At 63.7% G+C, this 25,549-nt stretch carries 17 protein-coding genes; 14 read left to right on the forward strand and 3 right to left on the reverse strand.

Features of this window, described 5'->3' with window-relative positions; genetic code table 11:
- Both hemL and thiD read right to left on the reverse strand, forming a co-directional pair.
- A partial coding sequence (hemL, locus tag ACOVRJ_RS08790; protein ID WP_422043562.1) for a glutamate-1-semialdehyde 2,1-aminomutase occupies positions 1–962 on the reverse strand: 962 nt, incomplete at its 3' end.
- Positions 963–980: 18 nt separating this feature from the next.
- Entirely contained in the window at positions 981–1,955 is a 975-nt protein-coding gene (gene thiD / locus ACOVRJ_RS08795) for a bifunctional hydroxymethylpyrimidine kinase/phosphomethylpyrimidine kinase (RefSeq protein ID WP_422043483.1), read from the reverse strand.
- A 262-nt stretch (positions 1,956–2,217) separates the two neighbouring features.
- Between thiD and ACOVRJ_RS08800 the strand changes: the two genes are divergently transcribed.
- From ACOVRJ_RS08800 to ACOVRJ_RS08865, 14 genes are all read left to right on the forward strand, one after another.
- Positions 2,218–2,370 carry a rubredoxin gene (locus ACOVRJ_RS08800; RefSeq protein ID WP_263538328.1) on the forward strand — a complete coding sequence of 51 codons (153 nt, stop codon included), beginning with the start codon at positions 2,218–2,220 and terminating at the stop codon, positions 2,368–2,370.
- A 108-nt stretch (positions 2,371–2,478) separates the two neighbouring features.
- The gene (locus ACOVRJ_RS08805; RefSeq protein ID WP_422043563.1) at positions 2,479–2,877 is read left to right on the forward strand and encodes a response regulator; all 399 of its coding nucleotides are present in this window, start codon (positions 2,479–2,481) and stop codon (positions 2,875–2,877) included.
- A 92-nt stretch (positions 2,878–2,969) separates the two neighbouring features.
- A complete protein-coding gene (locus ACOVRJ_RS08810) occupies positions 2,970–3,335 on the forward strand; it encodes a response regulator transcription factor (protein WP_263537843.1) in 366 nt (121 codons plus the stop codon).
- A gap of 26 nt (positions 3,336–3,361) precedes the next feature.
- Entirely contained in the window at positions 3,362–3,916 is a 555-nt protein-coding gene (locus ACOVRJ_RS08815) for a chemotaxis protein CheW (protein WP_422043484.1), read from the forward strand.
- Between the two features lie 62 nt (positions 3,917–3,978).
- Complete coding sequence (locus tag ACOVRJ_RS08820; protein ID WP_422043485.1) at positions 3,979–6,279, forward strand: methyl-accepting chemotaxis protein; 2,301 nt, start codon at positions 3,979–3,981, stop codon at positions 6,277–6,279.
- 15 nt (positions 6,280–6,294) lie between these two features.
- Positions 6,295–12,543, forward strand: a complete 6,249-nt coding sequence (locus tag ACOVRJ_RS08825; RefSeq protein WP_422043486.1) for an Hpt domain-containing protein — start codon at positions 6,295–6,297, stop codon at positions 12,541–12,543.
- Positions 12,544–12,633: 90 nt separating this feature from the next.
- Positions 12,634–13,671, forward strand: a complete 1,038-nt coding sequence (locus ACOVRJ_RS08830; protein ID WP_422043487.1) for a GGDEF domain-containing protein — start codon at positions 12,634–12,636, stop codon at positions 13,669–13,671.
- Positions 13,672–13,851: 180 nt separating this feature from the next.
- Positions 13,852–15,267 carry a Trk system potassium transporter TrkA gene (trkA, locus tag ACOVRJ_RS08835; RefSeq protein ID WP_422043488.1) on the forward strand — a complete coding sequence of 472 codons (1,416 nt, stop codon included), beginning with the start codon at positions 13,852–13,854 and terminating at the stop codon, positions 15,265–15,267.
- A 10-nt stretch (positions 15,268–15,277) separates the two neighbouring features.
- Positions 15,278–16,738 (forward strand): TrkH family potassium uptake protein, encoded by a 1,461-nt coding sequence (locus ACOVRJ_RS08840; RefSeq protein WP_422043489.1) that lies wholly within the window; start codon positions 15,278–15,280, stop codon positions 16,736–16,738.
- A 216-nt stretch (positions 16,739–16,954) separates the two neighbouring features.
- Complete coding sequence (locus tag ACOVRJ_RS08845) at positions 16,955–17,626, forward strand: CerR family C-terminal domain-containing protein (RefSeq protein WP_422043490.1); 672 nt, start codon at positions 16,955–16,957, stop codon at positions 17,624–17,626.
- The gene (locus ACOVRJ_RS08850; RefSeq protein WP_422043491.1) at positions 17,626–19,122 is read left to right on the forward strand and encodes an efflux transporter outer membrane subunit; all 1,497 of its coding nucleotides are present in this window, start codon (positions 17,626–17,628) and stop codon (positions 19,120–19,122) included. Before ACOVRJ_RS08845 ends, ACOVRJ_RS08850 begins: the two co-directional genes overlap by 1 nt.
- Before the next feature lie 76 nt (positions 19,123–19,198).
- On the forward strand, positions 19,199–20,371 hold the full coding sequence (locus tag ACOVRJ_RS08855; protein ID WP_422043492.1) for an efflux RND transporter periplasmic adaptor subunit: 1,173 nt from the start codon (positions 19,199–19,201) through the stop codon (positions 20,369–20,371).
- Positions 20,372–20,389: 18 nt separating this feature from the next.
- Positions 20,390–23,473, forward strand: a complete 3,084-nt coding sequence (locus tag ACOVRJ_RS08860) for an efflux RND transporter permease subunit (protein WP_422043493.1) — start codon at positions 20,390–20,392, stop codon at positions 23,471–23,473.
- Between the two features lie 60 nt (positions 23,474–23,533).
- Positions 23,534–24,700 carry an alpha/beta hydrolase family protein gene (locus ACOVRJ_RS08865; protein WP_422043494.1) on the forward strand — a complete coding sequence of 389 codons (1,167 nt, stop codon included), beginning with the start codon at positions 23,534–23,536 and terminating at the stop codon, positions 24,698–24,700.
- A 24-nt stretch (positions 24,701–24,724) separates the two neighbouring features.
- On the opposite strand, the gene ACOVRJ_RS08870 is transcribed toward ACOVRJ_RS08865, so the two are convergent.
- Positions 24,725–25,549: cryptochrome/photolyase family protein (locus ACOVRJ_RS08870; RefSeq protein WP_422043495.1), on the reverse strand; the 825-nt coding region annotated here is incomplete at its 5' end.

The raw sequence follows: 25,549 nt of genomic DNA on the forward strand, positions 1-25,549 counted from the left end.
TGGATCTCGCGCAGCGTGGCCAGGCCGCAGGCGGTGGCCACCGGGTTGCCGCTCAAGGTGCCAGCTTGGTAGACGCCGCCCAGCGGGGCCAGATGCTTCATGATCTCGCGGCTGGCGCCGAAGGCGGCCAGCGGCATGCCGCCGCCGATCACCTTGCCGAAGACGCTGATATCGGGCTTGAAGCCGGGGATCAGGCTGGCGTAATGGCCTTGCGCGCTGTGCAGGCCGACGCGGAAGCCGGTCATCACCTCGTCCAGCACCAGCAGGGCGCCGTGCTCGGTGCAAAGCTCGCGCAGGCGCTTCATATAAGCCGTCTGCGTGCGCACGAAGTTCATATTGCCGGCGATCGGCTCGATGATGACGCAGGCCAGCTCCTTGCCGTGCAAGGCAAAGGCTTCTTCCAGCTGGGCCAGATGGTTGAACTCCAGCACCAGGGTGTGCTGCGCCACTTCGGCCGGCACGCCGGCGCTGGTCGGGTGGCCGAAGGTGGCAAGACCTGACCCTGCCTTGACCAGCAAGGCGTCGGTGTGACCGTGGTAGCAGCCTTCGAACTTGATGAACTTGCTGCGGCCGGTGGCGCCGCGCGCCAGGCGGATGGCGCTCATGGTGGCCTCGGTGCCGGAAGACACCAGGCGCACCTGTTCCATGCTGGGCACCAGCTTCAAGATCTCTTCGGCCAGCTCGATTTCACGCTCGGTCGGTGCGCCGAAGGAGAAGCCTTCTTGGGCGGCCTTGGTGACGGCTTCCAGCACGGCGGGATGGCCGTGGCCCAGAATCATCGGGCCCCAGGAGCCGATGTAGTCGATATAGCGCTGGCCATCAGCGTCATAGATATAGGCACCGTCGCCGCGTTTGATGAAGCGGGGCGTGCCGCCGACCGCACGGAAGGCGCGCACCGGGGAGTTGACGCCGCCAGGGATGACTTTTTGGGCGCGTTCGAACAGGACTTGGTTTTGAGACATTGACATGAACAGGTTGAATTAATGCATGCGACGAGGCGGGCGCGTCGGCGCCGTGTCTTCGACGCTGAGGCTGGGGGCTTCGGGGGCCGCACCGGGCATGGCTTCGATTTCGTCGCCCTCTTCAGGCGGCAAGGCCCAGAAGAAGCGGTCGGGGATGGCATTGCCCATGCCGGGGCGAAAGCCCGCGTCCAGCGCTTGGTCTAGGAAGGACAGGGCTTCTCCCACGGCCGAGTGAATCTCCGCGCCCACCGAGAGCAGGGCGGCCAGGGAGGCCGACAAGGTGTCGCCCGCGCCAATGAAGTTGACCTCAAAGCGCTCGAATTTCTCGCCGGTGATGGGGCCTTGCGGATTGGCCAGCACATTGTCGACAAACTGATTGGCCAGGCCGATGCCGGTCACCAGCACATGCGCGGCGCCATGTTGGCCGGCGGCCACGGCCAGTTCGCGCGGCGAGGCCGGGCGGTCGGCGTCCCAGTCGGGCAGAAGGAAGTCGGTCAAGGTCTTGTGATTGCCCACCAGCACATGGGTTTGCGGCAGCACCAACTCGCGGAAGGCATCCAGATAGCTTTGCTGCTGCTCTTCATCCAGCCAAGACACATTCGGCAAATAGGCCACCAGCGGCACATCGGGGTAGTCGCTCAACACCTCGGCCACGGCGCTGACGCCCTCGGGGCTTCCGAGAAAGCCGACCTTCCAGGCGGTGACCGGCACATCTTCCAGAATCAAGCGCGCTTGCTCGGCAATGGTGTCGGCGTCCAGTGTGTGGTGCTCAAAGGCTTCGGCGGTATCGCGCATGATGATGGCGGTGACCACCGGCAGGCAATGTGCGCCCATGGCGGCAATGGTGGCCACATCGCCAGCCAGGCCGCTGGCGCCGCTGGCCTCGCTGGCGTTGAAGCTCATCACGCAAGCTGGTGCCTGCGCCTCCTCCTGGCCTTCGGGCAGCAGGGTCGGGTCAGCAGCGGCTGCTGTGGGGGCGGTTGTTTTGCTCATAGGGTTGCGGCGCGATCGGTCGGGTTCTGCAGTAAAGATTAGCTGCTGCAATGACTGCAATGATGACTGCAATGGGCTGGCCGCAGGCGGCAAGACCGCACCGGATCCGAGGGCGGGAGAAAGGTGCAAAACGTGCAAAGCGAACGGATTCGCTGTTGCGTCCTTGCCGATTCACCCGCCACGGCGGACTTGCCGGCGTGGCTACAATCTTTGCATTGTAGTGAGCAAAAAGAACCCCATCGTGAGCAACCCAAGTACCTGGATGTGCCTGATTTGTGGCTGGATTTACGACGAGGCCGCGGGGGATCCGGAGCACGGAATTCCGCCCGGCACGCCCTGGGCCGCTGTTGATATGAACTGGACTTGCCCCGAATGCGGCGCCCGCAAGGACGACTTCGAGATGGTTGCAATTTGATGCGATCTCAGGGCTTGTTTGGCTGATCAAGCGGTCGCCTGACGGGCATACTGCGGCAGCCGAGGCGCTTGAGTGCCTCGTTGGCTTTGAGGAGAGACAAGCTTGGACATGCAAGTTCCTGAAGGCAGTCGCGCCTATGCCGCCAAGGTGTTGGTCATTGACGACAGCAACACGATTCGCCGCAGTGCCGAGATCTTTCTGAAGCAAGGCGGGCATGAGGTCGTGCTGGCCGAAGACGGCTTTGACGCGCTGGCCAAGCTGAGCGAGTACCAGCCCGACTTGGTGTTTTGTGACATCTTGATGCCGCGCCTGGACGGTTATCAGACCTGCGCCATCATCAAGCGCAACCCCTTGTTCGCCGGCGTGCCGGTGGTGATGCTGTCCAGCAAGGACGGCTTGTTCGACAAGGCGCGCGGCCGCATGGTCGGCTCTCAAGACTATTTGACCAAGCCCTTCACCAAAGACCAATTGCTGCAAACGGTGCAGATGCACCGGCGCGAGGCCTGATGCGCGCCGCCGGGGGCTTTGCGCCCATCCCCTGTTTTCTGTTTGCCGACTGTTTTGCCGCTGCAGCCCGTGAGCTTGCCTGAGGAATCGCGATGCCTATTCACAAAATCCTGCTGGTTGATGATTCCAAGACCGAGTTGCATGTGCTGAGCGATCTCTTGATCAAGCGCGGCTACTCGGTGCGTACCGCCGAGAACGGCGAAGAGGCCATGAAACGACTGGCCGAAGAAACGCCCGACCTGATCTTGATGGACGTGGTGATGCCGGGCCAAAACGGCTTCCAGCTGACGCGCACCATCACACGCGACGAACGCTTTGCCGCCGTGCCGGTGATCATGTGCACCAGCAAGAACCAAGAGACCGACAAGGTCTGGGGCATGCGTCAGGGCGCGCGCGACTATGTGGTGAAGCCGGTCAAGGCCGAGGAACTGCTGGCCAAGATCAAGGCCTTGGGCTGAGCCCGGCAAGCCCGAAGACCTGCGCTATGAGCAAAAGCCACGCACTTCGAGAACTTCAGCAGCGTCTGGCGCAGCGCATGCAGGCCGCGCGTGATCAGCAGACTCAATTGGCCAATTGGCTGGCCGTTGAATGTGCCGGTTATGGCCTGCTTTTGTCCTTGAAAGAGGCGGCCGAAATCTTCACGCCGGTGGCGATCAAGCCCGTGCCTTACTCGCAGCCCTGGTTGGCCGGTGTGGCCAATTTGCGCGGCGGCTTGTTCACGGTGATTGATCTGGCTGTTTTCTTGGGCTTGCGCGACGGCAATGCCCGACAAGATGCGCGCCTAGACCCTGGGCAGGCGCGTCTGGTGGCCTTCAATCCCGACCTGAATATCAATTGCGCCTTGTTGGTGGACCGTTTGGTGGGCTTGCGGGCCGATGAACAGCTGCAACTTGAACCACCTCAGCCGGCCGAGTTGCTGCCGGGGGCGCGGCCTCGTTTTGCCGGGGCGCGTATGCGCGATGCCGACGGTCGATCGTGGCAACAACTGCATTTGGATGCCCTTTCAAAGCATGAACAGTTCTTGCAGGTTGTGGTTTGATCCGGAGTTAGCAAGAACAAGTCCGGCTTGTGCCGGCACACATACGACTTCACGAGGGTGAGATGAGCTTCCTGGACAAGATCAAGAACCTGGGCAAGACCGATTCCGAAACAGCTCGTGAGGCGCTGCAGCCGCCAAGCGCGGCCAGTGAGCAGTTGCCCCTTTCAACCCAGGGTCAAGCCTTGCCTAGCAGCCGGCCCGGCGAAGCGTCGATTATTTCGGAAGCCTTGCCGACCGAGGTGGCGAGCACCGAGTTCGGTGAAACCACGGCGACCTTTGCGACCACCACCTCCACCGTGTCAGAACCCCGTCCTGCCCCCGTGGTGAACAAGGCCAATGCGGCGCGTCGGCAAGCCCTGTTGACCGCCCTGGTGGCCTTGGGCCTGATCGGTACGGCCGCGACGGTGAGCCTGAGTTTGTTGGGGGGATCTCGCAACGCGGCCCAGGTGCGCGCCACCGGCCAAGCCTTGATGCAGTCGCAGCGCATGGCGAAGTCGGTGTCGTCCGCCCTGGTGGGTAATGCGAACGCGTTTGCCGAACTGCGCGAGAGCGTGGGCGCCCTGTCTTCGGTGGTCACGAGCCTGCGAACCGGCGAGGGTGAGTTGGTGATCGCGCCGGCCGCGGTTCAGCCCAGTCTGGAGGCTGTCTTGCCGCTGGTGCAAAGGGCCGAGGCCAATGGCAAGCTGGTGCAGTCGCAAGAGAAAGTGCTGACCGAGGTGGGTCTGGCCTTGCGAGCCATCAACCGGCAGTCGTCTGATTTGCTGGAGAGTGCCGATTCAGTCGCCGCTGAGGCCTTGCAGCAGGGGGCGTCGGCAGCAGAGATCTCCGCCGCTGGCCAGTTGGTGATGTTGACCCAGCGCATCGGCAAGAGTGCCAATGAGTTCTTGACTCAGGAAGGGGTGAGCCCCGAGGCGGTGTTCTTGTTGGGTAAAGACCTCAACTCCTTCAAGCTCATTACCGAGGCGCTGCTGAACGGCAGCTCTGAGCTGAAGCTCAATGCCGCCAAGGATGCGCAGATGCGGGCGCGTTTGGCGACGCTGTTGAAGCAGTACGAGCAGACGCGTACCCAAGCCAGTTCGATCTTGGGCAATTTGCAGGGGCTGGTGTCGGCGCGTGAAGCCCAGACCAGCATCCTGGCCGACAGCGAGGCCTTGCGTAAGGGCCTGGAGCAAGTGGCGCTGGAATTGGAGAAGGCCGGTGGCGTCAGCGTCTGGTTGATCGCGCTGATGCTGGCTTCGCTGACCTCCTTGGTGGTCGGTGCCTTGGGCTTCTTGCGATTTTATGTGTCTGATCAAGCCCAGCGTGCCCAAATGGCCGAAGCGCAGAAGGCGGAGGCGGAGGCCCAGGAGCGCGAAGCCAAGCGCGTCAATGACGCCAATCAGGCCGCGATTTTGCGATTGATGAATGAGTTGCAGTCGGTCGCCGAGGGCGACTTGACTCAGCAAGCCACCGTGACCGAGGACATCACCGGCGCGATTGCGGACTCGGTCAATTACACGGTGGAAGAGCTGCGCAGCCTGGTCAGCCAGGTGCAGAGTACGGCGGCCCGGGTGACCGATACCACCGGTCAGGTCGATCAGACCTCCACCGATCTGCTGGCGGCCTCCAAAGAGCAGCTGCACGAGATTCGATCGACGGGTGAGGCCGTGCTGCAAATGGCGGGGCGCATCAACGAGGTGTCCAGCCAAGCCCAGGCCACCGCTTCGGTGGCGCGACAGTCGCGCCAAGCGGCCGAGTCCGGCTTGCAGGCCATGCAGAACAATATCAGCGGCATGAATTCGATTCGTGAGCACATCCAGGAGACCTCCAAGCGCATCAAGCGCCTGGGTGAGTCCTCGCAGGAGATTGGCGAGATCACCGAACTGATCTCCGACATTACCGAGCAGACCAATGTGCTGGCGCTGAATGCCGCCATTCAAGCGGCATCGGCCGGCGAAGCCGGACGGGGCTTCTCGGTGGTGGCCGAGGAAGTGCAGCGCCTGGCGGAACGCTCGGGCGATGCGACGCGGCGAATTGCGGCGCTGGTCAAGACGATTCAGACCGACACCCATGATGCGGTGGCCGCCATGGAACGCTCCACTTTGGGTGTGGTTCAAGGGACGCGCTTGTCGGATGCGGCCGGCCGGGCGCTGGAAGAGATCGACTCGGTGTCGCGTCGTCTTGATGAATTGATTGCGCAGATTTCCGTTCAGGCACTCAGCGAGGCTCGCTCAGCCAACGAGGTGGCCTCCAATATTCAGCATATTTTTGCGGTGACCGAGCAGACCAGTGAGGGGACGCGATCGACCGCTCAGATGGTGCATGAGTTGTCGCGTTCGGCCGATGCCTTGAAGGCCTCGGTGGCGCGTTTCAAGGTCAATTGAGGCGAGGGGCCCGGCATGGATTTCTCGCCTGAATCAGAGTTCCCGCCCGATCTCAGTCCGTTGGCCTGGGTGCAGGAGGAGTTGCGCCGCTCTTTGGAGTCGGTGCACAAATCAATGCGTCGACTGCTTCGTGATGGCGATGTGCGCAGCACGCTGTCGGCATCGTTGGGCGGCGAGAGCGCACTCAACCCTTCGATGCAGGCCGCTGCGGCCCAGTTGCATCAGGTCGCGGGTGTCTTGTCGCTGGTGGGTTTGCCTGCGGGCGCCAAGGTGCTGGCGGCGGCCGAGCAGGCCGTGGCCCATCTGGCGCTGAATCCGCAAGAAATCGATTTGAAGCGGGTCGAAACCATTGAGCGAGCGGACTTCGCCCTGCTGTCCTTGATTGCGCGCATGTTGGCCGGTAACAAGAGCTCGACCTTGAGCCTTTTCCCCAGCTATCGCGAACTGCAAACCCTCAATGGGGCGGAGCGGATTCATCCGGCAGACCTGTGGGAGTTGGCTTGGTCTTGGCGGGCGATTGCGCCCGATGCGCAGGCCAAAGCCGTGGCGCATGAGTCGGTGCGTCCGCCGTTTGAGGCCACCTTGCTGAAAGCTATGCGCGAGCCCAGCGCGGCCCATGCGCGTAGCCTGAGCGATTTGTGTGCCTCCTTGGCCGCCGGACTGGCCGAGCCGAACGGCCGCACGCTGTGGCAGCTGGCCAGTGCCATGTTCGAGGCGCAGGCCTTGGGTTTGTTGACGGTCGATGCTTTCGTCAAGCGACTGGGCTCGCGGCTGCTGTCGCAGCTGCGAGTGGTGGCGCAGGGCGATGCCGGCATCAACGAGCGTTTGGCGCATGACCTGCTGTTTTTCTGCGCGCAAAGCCGTGCGCCGGCGCCCGGTCAAGCGGCATTGCGCTTGCAGGCCGCCTTGGCGGCTTATGGTCTTGCCGAAGCCGGTGCCGTGGAGCCGGGGGATTATGAGGATGAAACCCTGGGCCGAATCGACCCGGCTTGGGTGACGCAGGCGCGCCGCCGTGTCAGTTCAGCCAAGGAGTCATGGAGCAGCGCCGCCGAGGGCGATAGTGCGCGGACCGGCGCATTGAATGAACAGTTTGCGGCCTTGGCGGAATCGCTGCAGAAGCTCTTTCCCTCGGGCGAAGTCTTGGCCGAGGCCTTGCAGCGGGCGGTGGTCGCCACGCTGCGCTCCGGTGCGGCGCCCGCGCCGGCCTTGGCGATGGAGGTGGCCACCGGCTTGCTGTACGTCGATGCGGCCTTGGATGACGCGGCCTTCGACCAACCCGAGCAAGCGGAGCGGGTGCGCCGACTCGCCGGCCGCATCGAAGCGGTCCAACATGGCGAGGCGCCCGAGCCACTCGAAGCCTGGATGGAAGACTTGTACCGCCGCGTTTCCGACCGGCAAACGCTGGGCAGCGTGGTGCAAGAGTTGCGCAGCAATTTGTCTGAGATTGAGCGTCAGGCCGACGAGTATTTCCGCGATCCCGGCCAGCGCGAACGCTTGATCCCGGTGCCGGCGCAGCTGTCGGCCATGCGTGGTGTGTTGACCGTTTTGGGTTTGGACCAAGCGGCGCAGGCGTGCCTGTACATGCGCGATGAAGTCGATGAGTTGGCCAATACCGAGGTGGACATGGCGCGCGGCAGCGCACGTGAGCTCTTCGACCGCTTGGCCAACAACCTCGGCGCTCTGGGTTTCTTGATCGACATGTTGAGCGTTCAGCCGCAGTTGGCCAAGCGCATGTTTGTCTTTGACGAGGCCAGTGGCCGGCTCAACCCGGTGATGGGCCGCCGTCGCGATGCGACGCAGTTGCCGCCGCTGGATGCCAGCGTGGTGGCGGCGCACACGCCTCCACCGGGGATGCCGGCCGGCTTGGCCGAGCCGCCGCAGCTCTTGCAGCCCCTGCATGAATTGGAGTTGCCGGTCTTGGACTTCGCCGCACCGGTGGCGGCTACCGCGCCGGCCCCGGTCCTTGACGCCGAGCTTCCCGATCTGAACCTAGACTTGCAGGACGCAAGCCCCGCCGAGTTGCCTGCTGCCGAGCCGGCAGCATCGCCGGCCCCTGCGGTCGTCGAAGCGACCCCCGTGGCCGAACTCGCTGCCGCGCGACCCTCCTTGGTCCCGCAAATGGCTGCGGCCACCGACCCGGAGATGCAGGAGATCTTCCTGGAAGAGGCCGGCGAGGTCTTGACCACTGCCGATCGAGCCTTGGCCGCCTTGCGTGTGAATGGTCAAGACAAGGAACAGATGACGGTGCTGCGCCGTGCCTTTCACACCCTCAAGGGCAGTGCGCGCATGGTCGGCTTCGACGCCTTTGGCGAGGGCGCTTGGGCCTGTGAGCAGTTGTACAACACGCGCCTGGGCGATGCCGCGCCTCAGATGGATGAGGCCTTGCTCGGTTTTACTTCCGAAGCGCTGATCTATCTTCACGATTGGTGCGAGCAGATTGCCGGACGCCAGCCCGGTGTCCATGTCCCCGATCCCTTGCGCCGCAGTGCCGATGCCTTGCGCTTGGCGGGTGAGTCCCTGCCAATCGAATGGCCGGCCACGACCTTGGAGTCAATGCCGACCGTCTTTGCCGGCGAGCTGAATGAGTCGGAGTCACAAGTGCAGGCGCTGGAGATGCTGCATTTGGAGGACATGGCGGTCGAGCCGGTGATCCAGACCCTGCCCATGCCCCTGGAGCCAAGCCAGCCGCCTGAAGCGTCGCAAAGCCCGCAGTCGCCGGATGGGCTGGAGGATCTGGGCTTTGACTTTGATCTGCCTTTGCTGCCCGCCGAAACGGTGACCGCAGCGAGCCCCGCCTTTGAGCTGCCGGAGTTCGAGCTTCGCCTGGATCTGGGTGAGGCGGTTGAGGACCTTGAAACGGCCCCCTTGGCCGAGATTGAAGTTGAGACAGAGTCAGCAGCTGCTCAAGGCGGCGACCTTGAGGCGGCGCTGGAGTTGCCGCTGCCGACTGAAACTGTCTTGCCCGAGGAGGAGGCCTCCGTCGCTGAGGACACGCCTCAGCCTTCCGCCACCATCATCGAGCTGCACCGGCCCAAGCCGAGCGCTGAACCGATACCTGAAGCCCTCGTCACCGAGTCCTTTGAAGAGCCGGTGCTGGAAGAAAGCCTGGACGAGCAGTTCAAGATGATCGGCACCTTGCCGGTGAAGTTGGAGCTGTTCAATATCTTCCTCAACGAGGCCGATGAGCTGTCGCGCCGCTTGGCCACGCAGCTGGCAGAGTGGGCGCTCGAGCTGAATCGGCCGGTGCCGGCCAGTTGCGAGGCCCTGGCCCACGCTTTGGCGGGCAGTGCCGCCGCCGTGCGTTTTGACGATTTGGCGGCCTTGAACCGAGCGCTGGAGCATGCCTTGGGCCGCGCGCAACGTGCCGGCCGTTACAGCGAGGCCGATGCCCAGTTGTTTGTGCTGGCAGCTGACGAGGTGCGGCATCTGCTGCATCAGTTCGCCGCAGGCTTCTTGAAGCCGCTCAACCCCATCACCCTGGCTCAGTTGCAGGCCTACGAGCCGGACTTGTCGCCCAGCAGCCAGTTTGGTGCTTTGGATGAGGGCTTGCCGGCTTTGGGTCTGCAAGACGATTTCGAGGATTCCCGATCGCTGGGCCTGATCGAAAACGGGGCTGAATTCTTGGCCGCAGGTTTGGCGGCGCCCAAGCCCGAGGAGGCGGCGCTCCCGTCCGCCGATGCCGATGAGGTCGAGCCGGGCTTGCCCGACGATATCGACCCCGCGCTCTTGCCCATCTTTGAAGAAGAGGCGCGAGATCTCTTGCGTGACCTGCATGCGGGTTTGCGGGCGTGGCAGAGCCACCCGAGTCAGACGCAGCAAGCGGATGCCTGCATGCGTGCGCTGCACACCTTCAAGGGCGGCGCGCGCTTGACCGGGGCCATGCGTTTGGGTGAGCAAGCGCATGCACTGGAATCGGCGATTGAGAAGGCCATGGCCGCGGCGCCCGCCGCAGCCGATGTGCAAGCTTTGCAGGCCGGCGCCGATGCCTTGGAGCTCGGCTTGGACCGATTGTTGCAAGGGCTGTTTGAGCCACCGCCGGCTCAAGTGCCGCCTGCTGCGCCGGTGTTTGCCGAGGCCGTTTCGACCGAGCTGCCTGAATCATCGGCAGCGCTGCTGGCAGGCGAGGTTGCCGCTGTGCCCGAGGCGGCTGAGTTGCAGACGCCAGCGCCTCAGCAAGCCGATGAAGTCGATGAAGGCTTGCAAGTGGCGACGCCGTCAGCGCAGCTGGAGCCGCTGGAGGTCGATTCGGCGCTGGGCCTCGCGGATCTGGACCTGACGGTCGAGCCGCCGGCCTCCCAGGAAGTCCAGATCGATTGGTCCCGCTTCGTAGAGTCGGGGCCGGATGTCCAAGCTGACACCTCGGCCACCGGCCTGCAAGCGCAGGTACGTGTGCGTGCCAGTTTGCTGGAGCGCATGGCTGCGCAAGCCGGAGAGGTCAGCATTCGGCGTTCTCGGCTGGAGTCCGAGCTGGCGCAGATGAAGGCGTCGCTGCTGGACCTGGACGACAACTTGGACCGCTTGCGCGCTCAGTTGCGCGAGCTGGAACTGCAGGCCGAGGCCCAGATGGGCGCCCAGCAAGAGCAGCAGTTCAAGGCGAATCAGGCGCGCTCGGCCGATTTCGACCCCTTGGAATTTGACCGCTACACCCGTTTTCAGGAACTGACGCGGATGTTGGCCGAGTCGGTGGGCGACGTGGCCACGGTGCAGCGCAGCCTGCAACGCAATGTGCAGCTGGGTGAAGATGAGTTGGCGGCTCAGTCGCGCTTGACGCGCGAGTTGCAGGACGATCTGCTGCGCACCCGCATGGTCGAGTTTGAAAGCCTGGCCGAACGGCTGCACCGGGTCGTGCGCCAAGCCGCGCGCGATGCCGGTCGGCAGGCCAAGTTGGAGATCGTCGGCAGCCAGACCGAGTTGGATCGCAGCGTGCTGGAACGCATGTCGGGTGCTTTCGAGCATTTGCTGCGCAATAGCGTGAGCCACGGCATTGAAGCGCCCGAGCAACGCCTGGCGGTCGGCAAGGATGCGGTCGGCGTGGTGCGTCTGCAAGTTCGCCAAGAAGGCAATGAGGTGCTGCTGGACTTCAGCGACGACGGGGCGGGCCTGAACCTGGCGCGCATTCGCGAGCGGGGGCTGCAACTCGGTCTGATTAAGCCCGAGGTGGAGGCGCTCACGCCGATCAGCGATATCGCCTTGATGCAGCTGATCTTCACCCCCGGCTTCTCCACGGCGACCCAAATCACCGAGTTGTCGGGGCGCGGGGTTGGCATGGATGTGGTGCGTGCCGAGGTCAGCACCTTGGGCGGCTCGATCGAGACCAGCTCCACCGCCGGGCAGGGGACATGCTTTGCCTTGCGTTTGCCTTTGACCACGGCGCTGACTCAGATTGTCTTGTTGCGCTGCGGCGAGCAGTCGGTTGCGGTGCCGGCGAGCCTGATGGATTCGGTGCAACGGGTCCCGCAAGATCAGGTGGATGCCGCCTATGCCCAGGGTCACCTGGACTACGCGGGTGAGTCCTTGCCTTTTTACTGGCTGGGCGGGCTGCTTGGTCAAGCAGGACGGGGTCACAGCCATGGCAAGCATGCCTCGGTCGTTTTGGTGCGGACCGCGCATCAACGCATGGCCTTGCACGTCGATGAGGTCTTGGGCAATCAAGAAGTGGTGGTGAAAAACCTCGGCCCTCAGCTGAGTCGGGTGCCCGGTCTTGCCGGCATCAGTTTGTTGGCTTCCGGCGAAGTGGCCTTGATCTACAACCCCGCGGCCTTGGCCAGTTGGTACGGTGCGGCCGCACAGCAGCAGTTGCGTGAGTTGGCGCAGCCCCAGGGGCAGTCCGAAGCGCAGGCCCCCGTGCTCGAGGCCGAAGACGTGCTGGCGCCGCTGGTGCTGGTGGTCGATGACTCCTTGACGGTGCGCCGGGTCACCCAGCGCCTGCTGGAGCGTGAGGGCTACCGGGTTCAATTGGCCAAAGATGGCTTGGATGCGATGGAGCAACTCGCGCGCGAAGACTTGCCGGATCTGGTCTTGTCTGACATTGAGATGCCGCGCATGGACGGCTTTGATCTGGTGCGAAACATGCGTGCAGATGCCCGATTAGCGGGCTTGCCGGTGATCATGATCACCTCGCGTATTGCGCAAAAGCATCGGGATTACGCCGAACAGCTAGGGGTCAACCATTACTTGGGCAAGCCCTATGACGAAGAAAAGCTTTTGTCATTGATTGCTGGATACACTTCGTCACCATTTGCCGAAGCAGTCACGCGGCAGTGATCGAGGTGATGGGGCGTTGGGGCTTCTGGTCACCGTCAGAAGCTTGCCAACAAAATGATCAGACCTCCGACAAGGAGGCGGTCCTCAGCAATGTCCGAAGTCGTTGATCATCTTGCCGAATTGACTGGTTTCCGCGACCGGGACGTGATGGACGTCACCCTGGTGTCGGCGCTGCGTGATTTGTTGGAACCGGAATCGGTGGCCATCTTCCGCTGTGTTGGTGAGGCCGGTCAGGAGCGTTGGTTGACCCGCGCTCGTTTGACCGCCGATGAGCCGGTGGCCACGGCCGACCCCTTGTGGGCCGATCCCGCTGGCTTGCCGCTGGCCCAGGATCATCCTCAGCGCCTGGATTGCATGCACAGTCGCACGGTCGTGCAGATGGAGTCAGACTCCAAGTTGATCAGCCTTTTCCCGATCGCCACCGACCGCGAGGTGGTGGGCGTGTTGGAGGTGGTCTCGTCCGAACGGCTGAAGAGCTCTTCTCAGCGCATGGTGACCAGCATCCTGAGGATTTATCACAACTTCCAGGGCCTGCTGGATTACAGCGAGCGCGACACGCTCACCGGACTCTTGAATCGCAAGACCTTCGAAGAGAGCTTCTTGAAGGCGGTCAGCGAACTGCCGGCGCGCGCGATCCTGTCCGAGACCGATGATGGAAGGCGTCACGAAGGCTGCAGCCCGCGTTACTTCTTGGGCGTGGTCGACATTGATCATTTCAAATCGGTCAATGACCGTTTTGGTCATTTGATCGGCGACGAGGTTTTGTTGCTCTTGTCGCGTTTGATGCGCAGCAGCTTCCGCTTCCACGACCTGCTCTACCGTTTCGGTGGGGAGGAATTTGTGGTGTTGATGCGCTGTGAAGATGAAGCGGATGCGGTGCAGGCCTTTGAGCGTCTGCGCCACAACACCGAGCATTACGCCTTCCCTCAGGTGGGGCGCATCACGGTCAGCATCGGCTTCACGCAGGTGCGTGCTGGGGACTCGCCGGCCGGTGCCTTCGAGCGTGCCGACAAAGCGGTCTACCACGCCAAAGACTCGGGCCGTAACCAAGTCCACAGCCATGCTGAACTGGTGTCGGCCGGCAAGATGACGGAGCAGGCACAACTCAGTGCCATGGAGCTCTTCTAGGCCAAGCGGCCGCTTGCTGCGGTCTTGTTCCCCTTGTCGGGCCCGGATGGCCTCCGAGCGCCGCTGCTTGCACCTCTTGGTCATCACCCCAGTTTTGCTGGCTGTTCCAGGGAGAGGCGGCGCCTGCTTCTGGCGCCGAGGCCCCGGCCGAGGCCTGGCGGGTCTGCGTATGATGGCTGCATGAATATTTTGATCCTCGGCGCCGGCCGTGTCGGCGCGAGTGTGGCCGAGAGCCTGGTTTCCGAAAAGAATGACATCACCGTCATCGACACGGACCCGGCCCGCTTGCGAGACCTGCAGGACCGAATGGACCTGCGCGGCGTCACCGGTAATGGCATTCAGCCCTCGGTGCTGGAGGCGGCCGGTGCGCGCGACGCCGACATGCTGATCGCCTGCGCGCCCAGTGACGAGACCAATCTGGTGGCCTGCAAGGTGGCTCATGCGGTCTTCGGCATTCCGACCCGCATCGCCCGCTTGCGTTCGCCTGAGTTTGAGCAAGAAAGTCCTTTGCTCGGCACCGAAGGCTTCGCGGTCGATGCGGTGATCTGCCCTGAAGAATCGGTGACCCGCACCATTCGCCAGTTGATTGAGTATCCGGAGGCTCTGCAGGTGCTGCAGTTTGCCGAGGGTGAGGTGAGCCTGATTGCGGTGCGGGCGGTGCAGGGTGCGCCGCTGGTACGGCACACCATGGCCGAGCTGCCCACCTTGGTGCCGCAATGCGAGATGCGCGTCGTGGCCCTGTACCGCAAGGATGGCGGGGGCAGCGAGCAGCGCCTCGCTTGCGAGGGCAGCACCCGCATCGAGGCTGGTGACGAGGTCTTTGTGTTGACCGCCACGGTGCATATTCGCCGCGTGCTGGACGGGCTGTCGCGCCGCAGTGCGCCGATCAAGCGGGTGATGATTGCCGGCGGCGGTCGGGTCGGCTTGCGTCTCGCACGTGAGATCCAGGGTGAATGTCGGCTCAAGCTGATCGACACCGATCTGGCCCGCTGCGAGTACCTGACGACCCAGCTCAACAGTGCTAGCCTGGTGCTGCACGGCGACGTCACGGATGAGGAGTTGCTGGAGCGCGAGCAAGTCGAGGAGACCGACCTCTTTTTGGCGCTGACCAGCGACGACGAGGACAACATCATGGCTTGCCTGCTGGCCAAGCGCATGGGCGCGCGGCGTGTGCTGGCCCTGATCAACCGGCGCGCTTACGCCGACCTGGTGCAGGGCACGACGATCGACATTGCGCTCTCGCCGGCGCAGGCGGTGATCGGCGAACTGCTGGCCTATGTGCGGCGCGGTGATGTGCAGGCGGTGCACAGTCTGCGCCGGGGAGCGGCCGAGGCGCTGGAGGCGGTGGCCCGGGGTGACCGCAAGACCTCCAAGGTGGTCGGGCGGCGCATCGAGGAAATCGCCTTGCCCAAGGGCGCGCAGATCGGCGCCATCGTGCGTACGATCAAGGATGCCCAGACCGACCGACGCGTCATCATTCCCCATCACGACACGGTGATTGAGCAAGACGACCATGTGATCGTGTTCGTGCCCCGCAAGCGCATGATGCGCGAGGTCGAGAAGCTCTTCCAGGTCGGCGCGACCTTCTTCTTTTGACGCTCGAGACATGACTTCTCCGCTTGCCGTACTGGCCCTGATCGGCCGCTTGTTGGTGATTTTTTCGCTCTTGATGCTGGTGCCGCTGGCCTTTGCCGCCGTGCAGCAAGATGCCGGCAGGCGGGCTTTCAGCATCTCGGCCGGGGTCACCTTGCTGGCCGGCTTGACGCTTTCGCTGCTGATGCGCCGCTTCCGTCGCGAGCTGCAGGCCCGCGATGGTTTCCTGCTGGTGGGGCTGACCTGGCTGATCCTGCCTGCTTTTGGCGCCTTGCCGCTGTGGCTGGCGGTGCCTGGACTTGACGTCACCGATGCTTACTTTGAGGCGGTCTCGGGCCTCACCGCGACGGGCGCAACGGCGCTGTCGGGGCTGGATGCGCTGCCCTTGAGTGTCAATGTCTGGCGCTGCTTCATGATGCTGACTGGTGGCCTGGGCATCATCGTGCTTGCGGTGGCTATTTTGCCGATGCTGGGCGTGGGCGGGGCTCAGCTCTTCAAGGCCGAGATGGCCGGACCGATGAAGGATCAGCAAAAGCTGACGCCCCGCATGTCAGACACGGCGCGCGGGCTCTGGGTGGTGTATTTCGTGTTCGCGCTGAGCTGCATGCTGGCCTATCGCTGGGGCGGCATGAGTTGGTCCGATGCCTTCATGCACATGTGCACCACCGTCTCACTCGGCGGCTTTTCATCGCATGACGCCGGCTTTGGCTACTGGAATTCAGCAACGCTGGAGATGGTGGCCATCGTCTTCATGCTGCTGGCCGGCATCAATTTCGCGCTCTATTTCATCGCGGTGCGTCAGCGCTCCTTGCGGGTCTTGTGGCAGGACATCGAGCTCAAGGCTTTCTATCTGGTGCTGCTGGTGGTGACCCTGCTGCTGACCGGATTTTTGCTGGCCCATGGGGTCGAGCACGACGGTCTGGCGGCACTGCGCAGCAGCGCCTTTCATGTGGTCTCGGTGGCCACCACCACCGGCTATGCGGCCACCGACTACGCGCAATGGCCGGTGTTCGCGCCGCTGCTGATGCTCTTGCTGGGCTGCTTTGCCACTTGCGCAGGCTCGACCGGCGGGGGCATCAAGATGGTCCGCATGTTGCTGTTGCTCAAGCAGTCGCAGCGCGAATTGGTGCGCATCATCCATCCGAACGCGGTCAACCCGGTGGTTTATGGAGGTCGGGTGGTCAGCCCGCGCGTGATGCAAAGCGTGATCGCCTTCATGATGCTTTACGGCGCCACCTTGGTCGTGCTCACCATGCTGCTGCTGTTCACCGGCCTGGATGTGGTGAGCGCCTTCACCGCGGTGCTGGCCTGTCTGAACAATATCGGCCCAGGCTTGGGTCTCGTTGGGCCGGCTCAGAACTTCGGCGTCTTGAGTCCTTTTCAGACTTGGGTTTGCACCTTCGCCATGCTCTTGGGCCGGCTGGAGCTGCTGAGCGTGCTGGTGTTGTTCACGCCGCAGTTCTGGCGCGGCTGAGCTGCAACTTGCGCGCCGACCGAGGCGTGCTTGCTATCCCGGGACTTGCCAGGCACAAGCGTCTTCCCATGCCAGCGCCATGGCTTGGGCATCGGAAGGGTGGCCACCTTTAGTGCAGGTCGTCTGCGCAGGGGTGAAACAGGTCATGCTTGGCCTGGTGCGGAATCAATAGGAAAATTTAATCAATCGATTGATTAATTTTCATATGATCGCGGCATGTCGAAGTCCAAAGCAACACCTGAAGAACTTAGTGGCCGGCGCGAGCGCCTCTTGCGTGAGGCGCGACGCATCTTCGCCGCTAAAGGGTTTGACAAGGCCAGCACCCGTGAAATTGCCCTGGCGGCCGAGGCCAATATCGCCTTGATCGCCTACTACTTTGGCGACAAGCGCGGCCTCTACCGCGAAGTCCTGGTGCAGCCGATTGCCCAGGTGATGAGCGGTATGCCCGATTCCGATGCGGCCTTGCCCCTGCGGACCTGGCTGGAGAGTTTTTACGCCGCATTCTTGCGCCCACTCTTTGATGCCGACTCCGGCTTGGCCGACAGCACCCGGATCTTCTGCCGCGAGATGATCTCCCCAAGCCCCGACTGGGCTGGCATCTGTGCGGAGCACATTGCCCCGCAGCACTTCGCCTTGGTGCTCATGTTGGGTGAGCGTTGCGGTGTTGCCGAGGAAGACGCCCGACAAGACGCCGAGCTGCATCAACTGGCTTTCGCCCTCATCGCTCTGGCGCATGACTATTGGTTGTCCTCCAACGATATGGAAGGATTGCTGCCCGGCGTGGTGCGGGGGGCGGGCGCTTATGAGCGCACCTTGAAGCGCTTGGTCACTTTTGGTCAAGCCATGATTGAAGCCGAACAAGCCCTGCGCAAGGGTTCAAGAAAATGATGTTGAAGACTGAACCCAAACTCCGCCTGCAGGGGCTGAAACACCCGCGATGGAGCGCCATGTCGCTGGCCCTGACTCTGGCCTTGGTCAGCGCCGGCTGCGCCGTCAGCCCGCCACCGCAGCAGCGCCTGCAGCAGGCCGAGCAGACGCCCGCGAGCTGGGCCGCACCGCTACCCCACGGCGGGCAGACTCAAGGCCTCCAGCAATGGTGGGCGCAGTTCGAGGACCCTTTGCTGGCCCAGTTGATCGAGCTGGCTCAGGCGCACAGCCCCGGCTTGCAGCAGGCGGTGGCGCGCATTGAGCAGGCGCGCTCGCTGGCGACTCAGTCGGGCAGCGCGATCTGGCCGGGCGTCAATTTGAATGCCACGACGCAGCGGCAGCAATTGGCCCTGCCCAAGGGCTCACCGACGCAAACGCTCAGCAATGCCAGCCTCGATGCGGGCTGGGAGGTCGATCTGTTTTCGCGGGTACGGCAGCAGCGCGATGCGGCCGAGGCGCGCGCCCAAGCCAGCCAGTTGGAGTGGCATGCAGCGCGAGTGAGCCTCGCGGCCGAGGTGGCGCAAAGCTATATCAATCTGCGTGCTTGCGAGCAGCTCCTGCAGATCAGCCAAGAAGATGCACAAGCCATGCGCAAGCTGGGCCGCTGGTCGGCCGACAAGCTGAAGGTGGGCCTGGAGGCGGCTGGGCCCGACGCCTTGCTGCAAGCCTCGGCGGCGGAAAGCGAAAGCCGCGTGCTGGCGCAGCAGGCCGAATGCGATGTGCAAATCAAGGGTCTGGTGGCGCTCAGCGGTGTGGCCGAGGCCGACTTGCGCGTACGTCTCGCTGCACGTCAGGCCCAACTGCCTAAGACGCAAGGGCTGCAGGTGCAATCCCTGCCAGCCCAGACCTTGGCGCAGCGGCCCGATTTAGCCGCACAGCAGCGCCAGGTGCTGGCTGCCTGGGCGGAGCGCGGTGCCGCCGAAGCGGCGCGTTATCCGCAGCTGCAACTCGGCGGGTCAATCTCTTTGTCGGCGCTGCAGTTGAGCGGCGGCCCTCGAGCTGAGGGCTCGGGTTGGAGTTTTGGCCCGTCTTTGTCCTTGCCGCTCTTCGACGCGGGTGCTCGTCGCGCGCAGGCCGACGCGGCCCAGGCTCGCTTTGACGAGGCCCTCGCGGGCTACCGAGGCGCAGTCTTGCAAGCCGTGCGTGAAGTGGAAGAAGGGCTGGTGCGTCTCGACTCGGCCGCGCAGCGTGAGCAGTTCGCCGAAGCCAGCGCCGCAGGCTATCGCAAGGCGGCTTTGGCCACTGCGGCCAGCTGGCGCGCCGGCCTCAGCAGCGCAGCCGAGCTGGAGCAGGCGCACCGTTTGACGCTGAACGCGCAGTCCGCCTTGGTGCAGGTGCAAGCCGCCCGCCTGGCCGCATGGGTCACTTTGTACAAGGCCAGCGGTGGCGGTTGGCAGCCTGAGTCTTCCGCTGGCCCCGCGGCCACAGCCGCAGCGGCAGGAACAAGCCTTCGCTGAATCCAAGGGCGGCGCCACCCCATCGCAGGCCAGCCCAATTCGTTTGTTGATGAATTATTTGAAAGTAGCCCCAGTCATGCCCAGCTCAACGCAAGAGAAAAACTCCGTGCGCGCCCTGAACGTGCTGACCCTGGCCCTGGTGCTTGCGCCATGGCTGTACGGTGTCTCCAATGCTGCCGATGCGCCAGCGAAAGCGCCCTCGGCTGCGACAGCCAGCGGCGCCACGCCCAGCAAGTCCAAGCCTGCCCTGACGGTCAATCTCATCAGTGCGCAAACCAGCGACTGGCAGCAAACCCTGAGCGCCAACGGCTCGGTGGCTGCTTGGCAAGAAACGGTGATCGGCGCCGAGACCGCCGGCCTGCGTCTGGCCGAGGTCTTGGTCAATGTGGGTGAGTCGGTCAAGCGCGGTCAGTTGTTGGCGCGCTTGTCCAGCGACACGGTGCAGGCCGAGCTGGCGCAAAGTCGAGCCGCGGCGGCCGAGGCGCGCGCCAATCTGGCGGCGGCGCAGGGCGATGCCGAGCGTGTGCGCCAGCTCAAGGCTAGCGGCAGCGACGCCTTGAGCGCCCAGCAATTGCAGCAGTACCTGACCCAGGAGCTGGCGGCTCAAGCCCGAATGGAAGCCGCCAATGCGCGGCTGAAAACCGATGAGCTGCGGCTGGCGCAGACGCGCATCACTGCGCCTGACGATGGCGTGATTTCGGCCCGACTGGCCACGCTGGGCGCGATGGCGCAACCGGGCGCAGAGTTGTTTCGGTTGATCCGCCAGAACCGGCTCGAGTGGCGCGCCGAAGTGCCGGCGGCAGAGCTGCTTCGTCTGCGCCCCGGTTTGGCGGTGCAGGTGCAGGGGCTGGACGGCAAACCGGTGGCCGGCAAGCTGCGCGTGCTGGCGCCCGGCGTGGACCCGCAAACCCGCATGGGCCTGGCCTTTGTGGATCTGCCTGCCGCTGCGGCGCTGCGGGCCGGCAGCTTTGCGCGCGGAGAGTTCCAGCTGGGCCAATCGGGCGCCATGAGCTTGCCGCAGAGCGCGGTGCAATTGCGCGATGGCTTTGCTTATGTGTTCCGGGTCGGCGCCGATGCGCGAGCTAACCAGGTCAAGGTCAGCCTGGGTCGCCGCCTGGGCGACCGGGTGGAGGTCACCGGCGGGCTGGACGCAAAGGCCCGTGTGGTGGCCAGCGGGGTTGGCTTCTTGAGCGATGGCGACTTGGTTCGCGTGGTCGAGCCTGCTGCTAGCAAGCAGGCAGTCAAGTAAGCGGACGAGCCAAACATCATGTTGAACGTTTCCTCCGCCTCGATCCGCAATCCGATCCCGGCCATTCTGCTCTTCATCATGCTGACGCTCGGCGGCTTGCTGGGTTTCCGCTGGATGAAGATTCAGAATTTCCCGGACATCGACCTGCCCACGGTCATCGTCAGCGCCAGCCTGCCCGGCGCCTCGCCCTCGCAGCTGGAGTCGCAAGTCGCCCGCAAGCTGGAGAACCAGTTCGCCACGCTGCAAGACGTCAAACACATCTACACCACGGTGCAAGACGGCGCCGCCACGGTGACGGTGGAGTTCCGCCTGGAGAAGGGTACCCAGCAGGCGGTGGACGATGTGCGCGACGCGGTCTCGCGCGTGCGCTCCGACCTGCCGGCCGATCTGCGCGACCCGGTGATCTCCAAGATGGAGCTTTCCGGCATGCCCATCCTGACCTATACCGTGGCGTCCAAGCGCAAGGACGGTGGGCTCGATGATGAGGGCCTGTCCTGGTTCGTCGATAACTATGTGGCCAAGCGCATGCTGTCGGTGCGCGGTGTGGGCGCCGTCGGCCGGGTCGGTGGCGTCAGCCGCGAGGTCAAGGTGGAGTTGGACCCCGCCCAGTTGCTGGCGCTGAATGCCACGGCGGCGGATGTCTCGCGTCAGTTGCGTCAGATCCAACAAGAGGCCTCGGGCGGGCGGGCCGAGATCGGTGGCGCCGAGCAGTCGGTGCGCACCTTGGCCACGGTGCAGACGGCCCAGGAATTGGCGGCCATGGATATCTCGCTCAGCGATGGCCGCCGTGTGCGTCTGGACCAGCTCGCCAAGGTGGAAGACGGCGAGGCCGAGCAGCGCTCCGCAGCGCGGCTCAATGGCAAGCCGGTGGTCGGGTTTGAAATCACTCGCACCCGCGGCGCTGGCGAGGTGGAGGTGGCGGCCGGTGTTCGCCTGGCCCTGGAAGAGCTGCGCGCCGCCCACCCGGAGATTGAATTTGCCGAGGCCTATAACTTTGTTGACCCGGTGCAGGAGAACTACGACGGTTCCATGATCTTGCTTTACGAGGGCGCATTCCTGGCGGTCGTGGTCGTCTGGCTGTTCTTGCGTGATTGGCGCGCGACCTTTGTGGCTGCGACCGCCTTGCCGCTGTCGGTCATCCCGGCTTTCGGTCTGATGTATCTGCTGGACTTCAGCATCAATACGGTGACGCTTTTGTCCTTGTCTCTGGTGGTGGGCATCTTGGTGGATGACGCCATCGTCGAAATCGAAAACATCATGCGCCATCTGGCCATGGGCAAGACGCCTTACCAGGCGGCGATGGAGGCGGCCGATGAGATTGGCCTGGCGGTGATCGCCACCACCTTCACCTTGATTGCTGTGTTTTTGCCAACCGCCTTCATGGGCGGCATTCCGGGCAAGTTCTTTGTGCAGTTTGGCTGGACGGCGGCGATTGCGGTGTTCGCCTCGCTGGTGGTGGCGCGCATGTTGACGCCGATGATGGCGGCCTACATCCTCAAGCCGCCGACCAAGGACCACACCGAGCCGCGCTGGCTGACGGTCTACACCGGCTGGGCCAAATGGTGTTTGCAGCATCGTCTGGCGACGCTGGGGCTGACCACGGTCTTTACCGTCGGCTCTTTCGGTTTGGTCAGCCTGCTGCCCACCGGCTTCATCCCGCCCGATGATCTGAGTCAGACCCAGGTGACGCTGACCCTGCCCCCCGGAAGCGGCTTTGCGCAGACCTCGGCGGTGGCGAAAGAGGCCGAAGCCATCGTTGGCGCCAACCCGCATGTCAAGCTGATCTACACCGCCATCGGCGGCGGCAATGCGGGGGGTGACCCCTTCGCCGTCAGCGGTGTGGCCGAGGTTCGCAAGGCCACCTTGACTCTGAACCTCACCCCCCGCAAGGAGCGCAAGGGTCTGAGCAAGCAGGACTTGGAAGGGCAGTTGCGCGAGGCGCTGGATGTGTTGCCCGGCGTGCGGGTCAAGGTGGGTTTTGGTGGCAGCAGTGAGAAGTACGTGTTGGTGCTGGCCGGTGAGGACGGCCGCGTCTTGGCCGAACATGCGCAGCAGGTGGAGCGTGAACTGCGCACCATCCCGGGCATTGGCGCCGTCACCTCGACCTCCAGCCTGGTGCGCCCCGAGCTGATCGTTCGTCCCGACTTTGCGCGAGCGGCCGATCTTGGCGTCAATGCGATCGCTATTGCCGATACCTTGCGCGTGGCCACCGCCGGTGACTATGACCAAGGCCTGGCCAAGCTCAATTTGGCGCAGCGTCAGGTGCCCATCGTGGTCAAGCTGCGCGCCGATGCGCGCACCGATCTGGCCCTGCTCTCCAGCCTGCCGGTGCCGGGCGCCAAGGGACCTGTGCCTTTGTCCAGCGTCGCCACGCTGGAGATCGCCAGCGGCCCTGCGCAGATCGATCGTTATGACCGCCTGCGCAATATCAACTTTGAGATCGAGCTGAACGGCCAGCCTTTGGGCGAGATGGAGAAGCTTGCCCTGTCCAAGCCCTCGCTGAAGAACCTGCCGCCGGGTGTGATTCAAACCACCGTGGGCGATGCCGAGGCCATGGGTGAGTTGTTCGCCAGTTTTGGCCTGGCCATGCTGACCGGGGTGCTGTGCATCTACATCGTGTTGGTGCTCTTGTTCAAGGACTTCATCCAACCGGTGACCATCCTGGCGGCGCTGGTGCTGTCGATTCCTGGGGCTTTCTTGGCCTTGTTCATCACGAATACGGCCCTTTCCATGCCCTCGATGATTGGCCTGATCATGTTGATGGGCATTGCGACCAAGAACTCGATTCTCTTGGTGGACTATGTGGTGATCGCCCGCCGGGATCACGGCCTGCCGCGCTTGGAAGCCATTCTTGACGCCTGCCACAAGCGCGCGCGTCCGATCGTGATGACCACCATCGCCATGGGTGCCGGCATGCTGCCCATCGCCATCGGCATGGGGGTCGATCCCAGCTTCCGTGCGCCGATGGCCATCGTCGTGATTGGCGGCCTGATCACCTCCACTTTCCTGAGCCTTTTGGTGATTCCGATTGTGTTCAGCTATGTAGATGACATGATTCAAGCCTTCGGGCGCCTGATTCGTCGCAAGGCTGTGAGCACTTGAGGCATGGCATCTGACGGGTCCCGCCGTTCATGCCCTTGAAACTTGGAGGTGTTGGCCCATATGGACAGCATGAATGAAGGCATCAGTTCTTTGGCGCGTTCGGCCAGCCCCTCCCGACTCCTTCGCGGCGCTGCGCTCTTGAGTTTGGGTCTGATGCTGGCGGCCTGCCGCAGCCCCAGCCCCAGCCCCGATTGGGCGCAGGGTGAGCCTTTGGCGGCTGCCGTGGATCAGTCCGCCGAGACGAAGAACTACCGGACCGAAGACCTGGATTGGCAAGACGGCGCCCGCAGTCGAGCGGTGCCCGCGCGGCTGTACTGGCCGGCCAAGGCGACGGCCTCTGAGTTGGCCGGCGGCACCGTGCCGCTGATTGTGTTTTCGCACGGCATCGGCGGCTCCCGGCGTGGCTACAGCTATCTGGGGGCTTATTGGTCCTCGCAGGGCTATGCCAGCTTGCATGTGCAGCATATTGGCAGTGACCGCGGCCTGTGGGCAGGCAATCCCTTTGGCTTGGTGGGGCGCTTGCAGGAAGCGGCCAAAGAGGGCGAGGCCTTGAACCGCGTTGCCGATGTCCGATTCGCACTCGACCAACTTTTGCAAAGCCCTTATGGCGTCAAGATTGATACGCAGCGCATCAGCGCCGCCGGTCATTCTTATGGGGCCAACACGGTGATGCTTTTGTCGGGTGCTGAGGTGACCCGTCAGGGGCAGACGCTGGCACAATTGCGCGACCCTCGCATCAAGGCCGCCATCCTCATCTCGGCGCCGCCGTTTTATGGCGAGACGGAAAAGACCTCGGCCATCCTCAAGCCCATCAGCATCCCCAGCTTGCACATCACCGCTTCAGAGGATGTGATCAATATTCCTGGCTATCACTCCGATGCCAAGGATCGCATCGCCGTGTTTGAGGCTATCGGCAGCCTGCGCAAGAGCTTGGTGGTGTTTGAGGGCGGCTCGCACAGCATCTTCACCGACCGAGCAGCCGCTGGCGGGGTCACCCTGAACCCCAAGGTCAAGGCCGCCACGCAGGAGTTGTCGCTGGCCTTTTTGACCCAGGTCTATCAAGGCAAGGACGATGAGTTGCGCCAATGGGGCGAACGGCATGCCGGTCTGGTCCAGCAGTGGCGCTTGAGTGCTGAGCTTGCAGGCCCTCAGCGCCACAGCGCTGCGGTTCCGCCCTTCAGCGAAGGCTTGTTGCAGGCGGCTCAACAGACTTCAGTCGAGCGCTGACCTGGCCATGGGCTTGCCCGGCTGTCAGGCTTTTGTTGGTGCAGTTTCGGCTTGGAAGCTGCGGTCCTTCACGACCGCATAGCGCGCCAACGTGGCCAGCCGCGCTTCGTCATGGCGCACGATGGGCAGCGGATAGTCCGCGTCCAGCGTGACGCCGTGGCCTTGCAGATCCAGCGGCTTGGCGGTCCAAGGCGCATGAATCAGCTTGGCCGGCAAGCCTGCCAGCTGCGGCAGATAGCGCTTGATGAAGCGGCCCTCGGCATCGAATTTCTCGCTCTGCGTGACCGGGTTGAAGATGCGGAAATAGGGTTGCGCATCGCAACCGCTGGACGAGGCCCATTGCCAGCCGCCGTTGTTGGCAGCGAGGTCAAAGTCCAGCAGCTTCTCGGCGAAGTAGGCCTCGCCGCGGCGCCAGTCGATCCCCAGATCCTTGATCAAAAAACAGGCCGTCACCATGCGCAGGCGGTTGTGCATATAGCCGCTTTGGTTCAGCTGCAGCATGGCCGCGTCCACCAGCGGATAGCCGGTGCGCCCCTCGCACCAGGCTTGAAAGTGCGCCTCGGCCTGCGGGCCGCTTTCCCAGACGATGTTGTCGTACTCGGGCCTGAAGGCCTGGCTCATCGCATGCGGGTGGTGATGCATGACCTGGTGATAGAAATCGCGCCAGATCAGCTCGGACAGCCAGACCTCGGCGCCCCGGTCGCCGGCCTGCATGCGCTGCCAGGCCTCGCGCGCCAGCTGCCGGATCGAGATGGTGCCAAAGCGCAGGTGCACGCTCAAGTAACTCGGCCCTTTGACGGCAGGAAAGTCGCGGGCGCTGCCGTACTGGTCGATGCGGTTCAGAAAATC

It is taken from the genome of Roseateles sp. (genome assembly GCF_049240545.1).
Classification (GTDB): domain Bacteria; phylum Pseudomonadota; class Gammaproteobacteria; order Burkholderiales; family Burkholderiaceae_C; genus Paucibacter_A.

Excerpts from the sequence above, each read along its gene's own strand:
- thiD (WP_422043483.1), bottom strand. The coding sequence starts at position 1,955 with ATGAGCAAAACAACCGCCCCCACAGCAGCCGCTGCTGACCCGACCCTG.
- ACOVRJ_RS08800 (WP_263538328.1), top strand. The coding sequence starts at position 2,218 with ATGTGCCTGATTTGTGGCTGGATTTACGACGAGGCCGCGGGGGATCCG.
- ACOVRJ_RS08805 (WP_422043563.1), top strand. The coding sequence starts at position 2,479 with ATGCAAGTTCCTGAAGGCAGTCGCGCCTATGCCGCCAAGGTGTTGGTC.
- ACOVRJ_RS08810 (WP_263537843.1), top strand. The coding sequence starts at position 2,970 with ATGCCTATTCACAAAATCCTGCTGGTTGATGATTCCAAGACCGAGTTG.
- ACOVRJ_RS08815 (WP_422043484.1), top strand. The coding sequence starts at position 3,362 with ATGAGCAAAAGCCACGCACTTCGAGAACTTCAGCAGCGTCTGGCGCAG.
- ACOVRJ_RS08820 (WP_422043485.1), top strand. The coding sequence starts at position 3,979 with ATGAGCTTCCTGGACAAGATCAAGAACCTGGGCAAGACCGATTCCGAA.
- ACOVRJ_RS08825 (WP_422043486.1), top strand. The coding sequence starts at position 6,295 with ATGGATTTCTCGCCTGAATCAGAGTTCCCGCCCGATCTCAGTCCGTTG.
- ACOVRJ_RS08830 (WP_422043487.1), top strand. The coding sequence starts at position 12,634 with ATGTCCGAAGTCGTTGATCATCTTGCCGAATTGACTGGTTTCCGCGAC.
- trkA (WP_422043488.1), top strand. The coding sequence starts at position 13,852 with ATGAATATTTTGATCCTCGGCGCCGGCCGTGTCGGCGCGAGTGTGGCC.
- ACOVRJ_RS08840 (WP_422043489.1), top strand. The coding sequence starts at position 15,278 with ATGACTTCTCCGCTTGCCGTACTGGCCCTGATCGGCCGCTTGTTGGTG.
- ACOVRJ_RS08845 (WP_422043490.1), top strand. The coding sequence starts at position 16,955 with ATGTCGAAGTCCAAAGCAACACCTGAAGAACTTAGTGGCCGGCGCGAG.
- ACOVRJ_RS08850 (WP_422043491.1), top strand. The coding sequence starts at position 17,626 with ATGTTGAAGACTGAACCCAAACTCCGCCTGCAGGGGCTGAAACACCCG.
- ACOVRJ_RS08855 (WP_422043492.1), top strand. The coding sequence starts at position 19,199 with ATGCCCAGCTCAACGCAAGAGAAAAACTCCGTGCGCGCCCTGAACGTG.
- ACOVRJ_RS08860 (WP_422043493.1), top strand. The coding sequence starts at position 20,390 with ATGTTGAACGTTTCCTCCGCCTCGATCCGCAATCCGATCCCGGCCATT.
- ACOVRJ_RS08865 (WP_422043494.1), top strand. The coding sequence starts at position 23,534 with ATGGACAGCATGAATGAAGGCATCAGTTCTTTGGCGCGTTCGGCCAGC.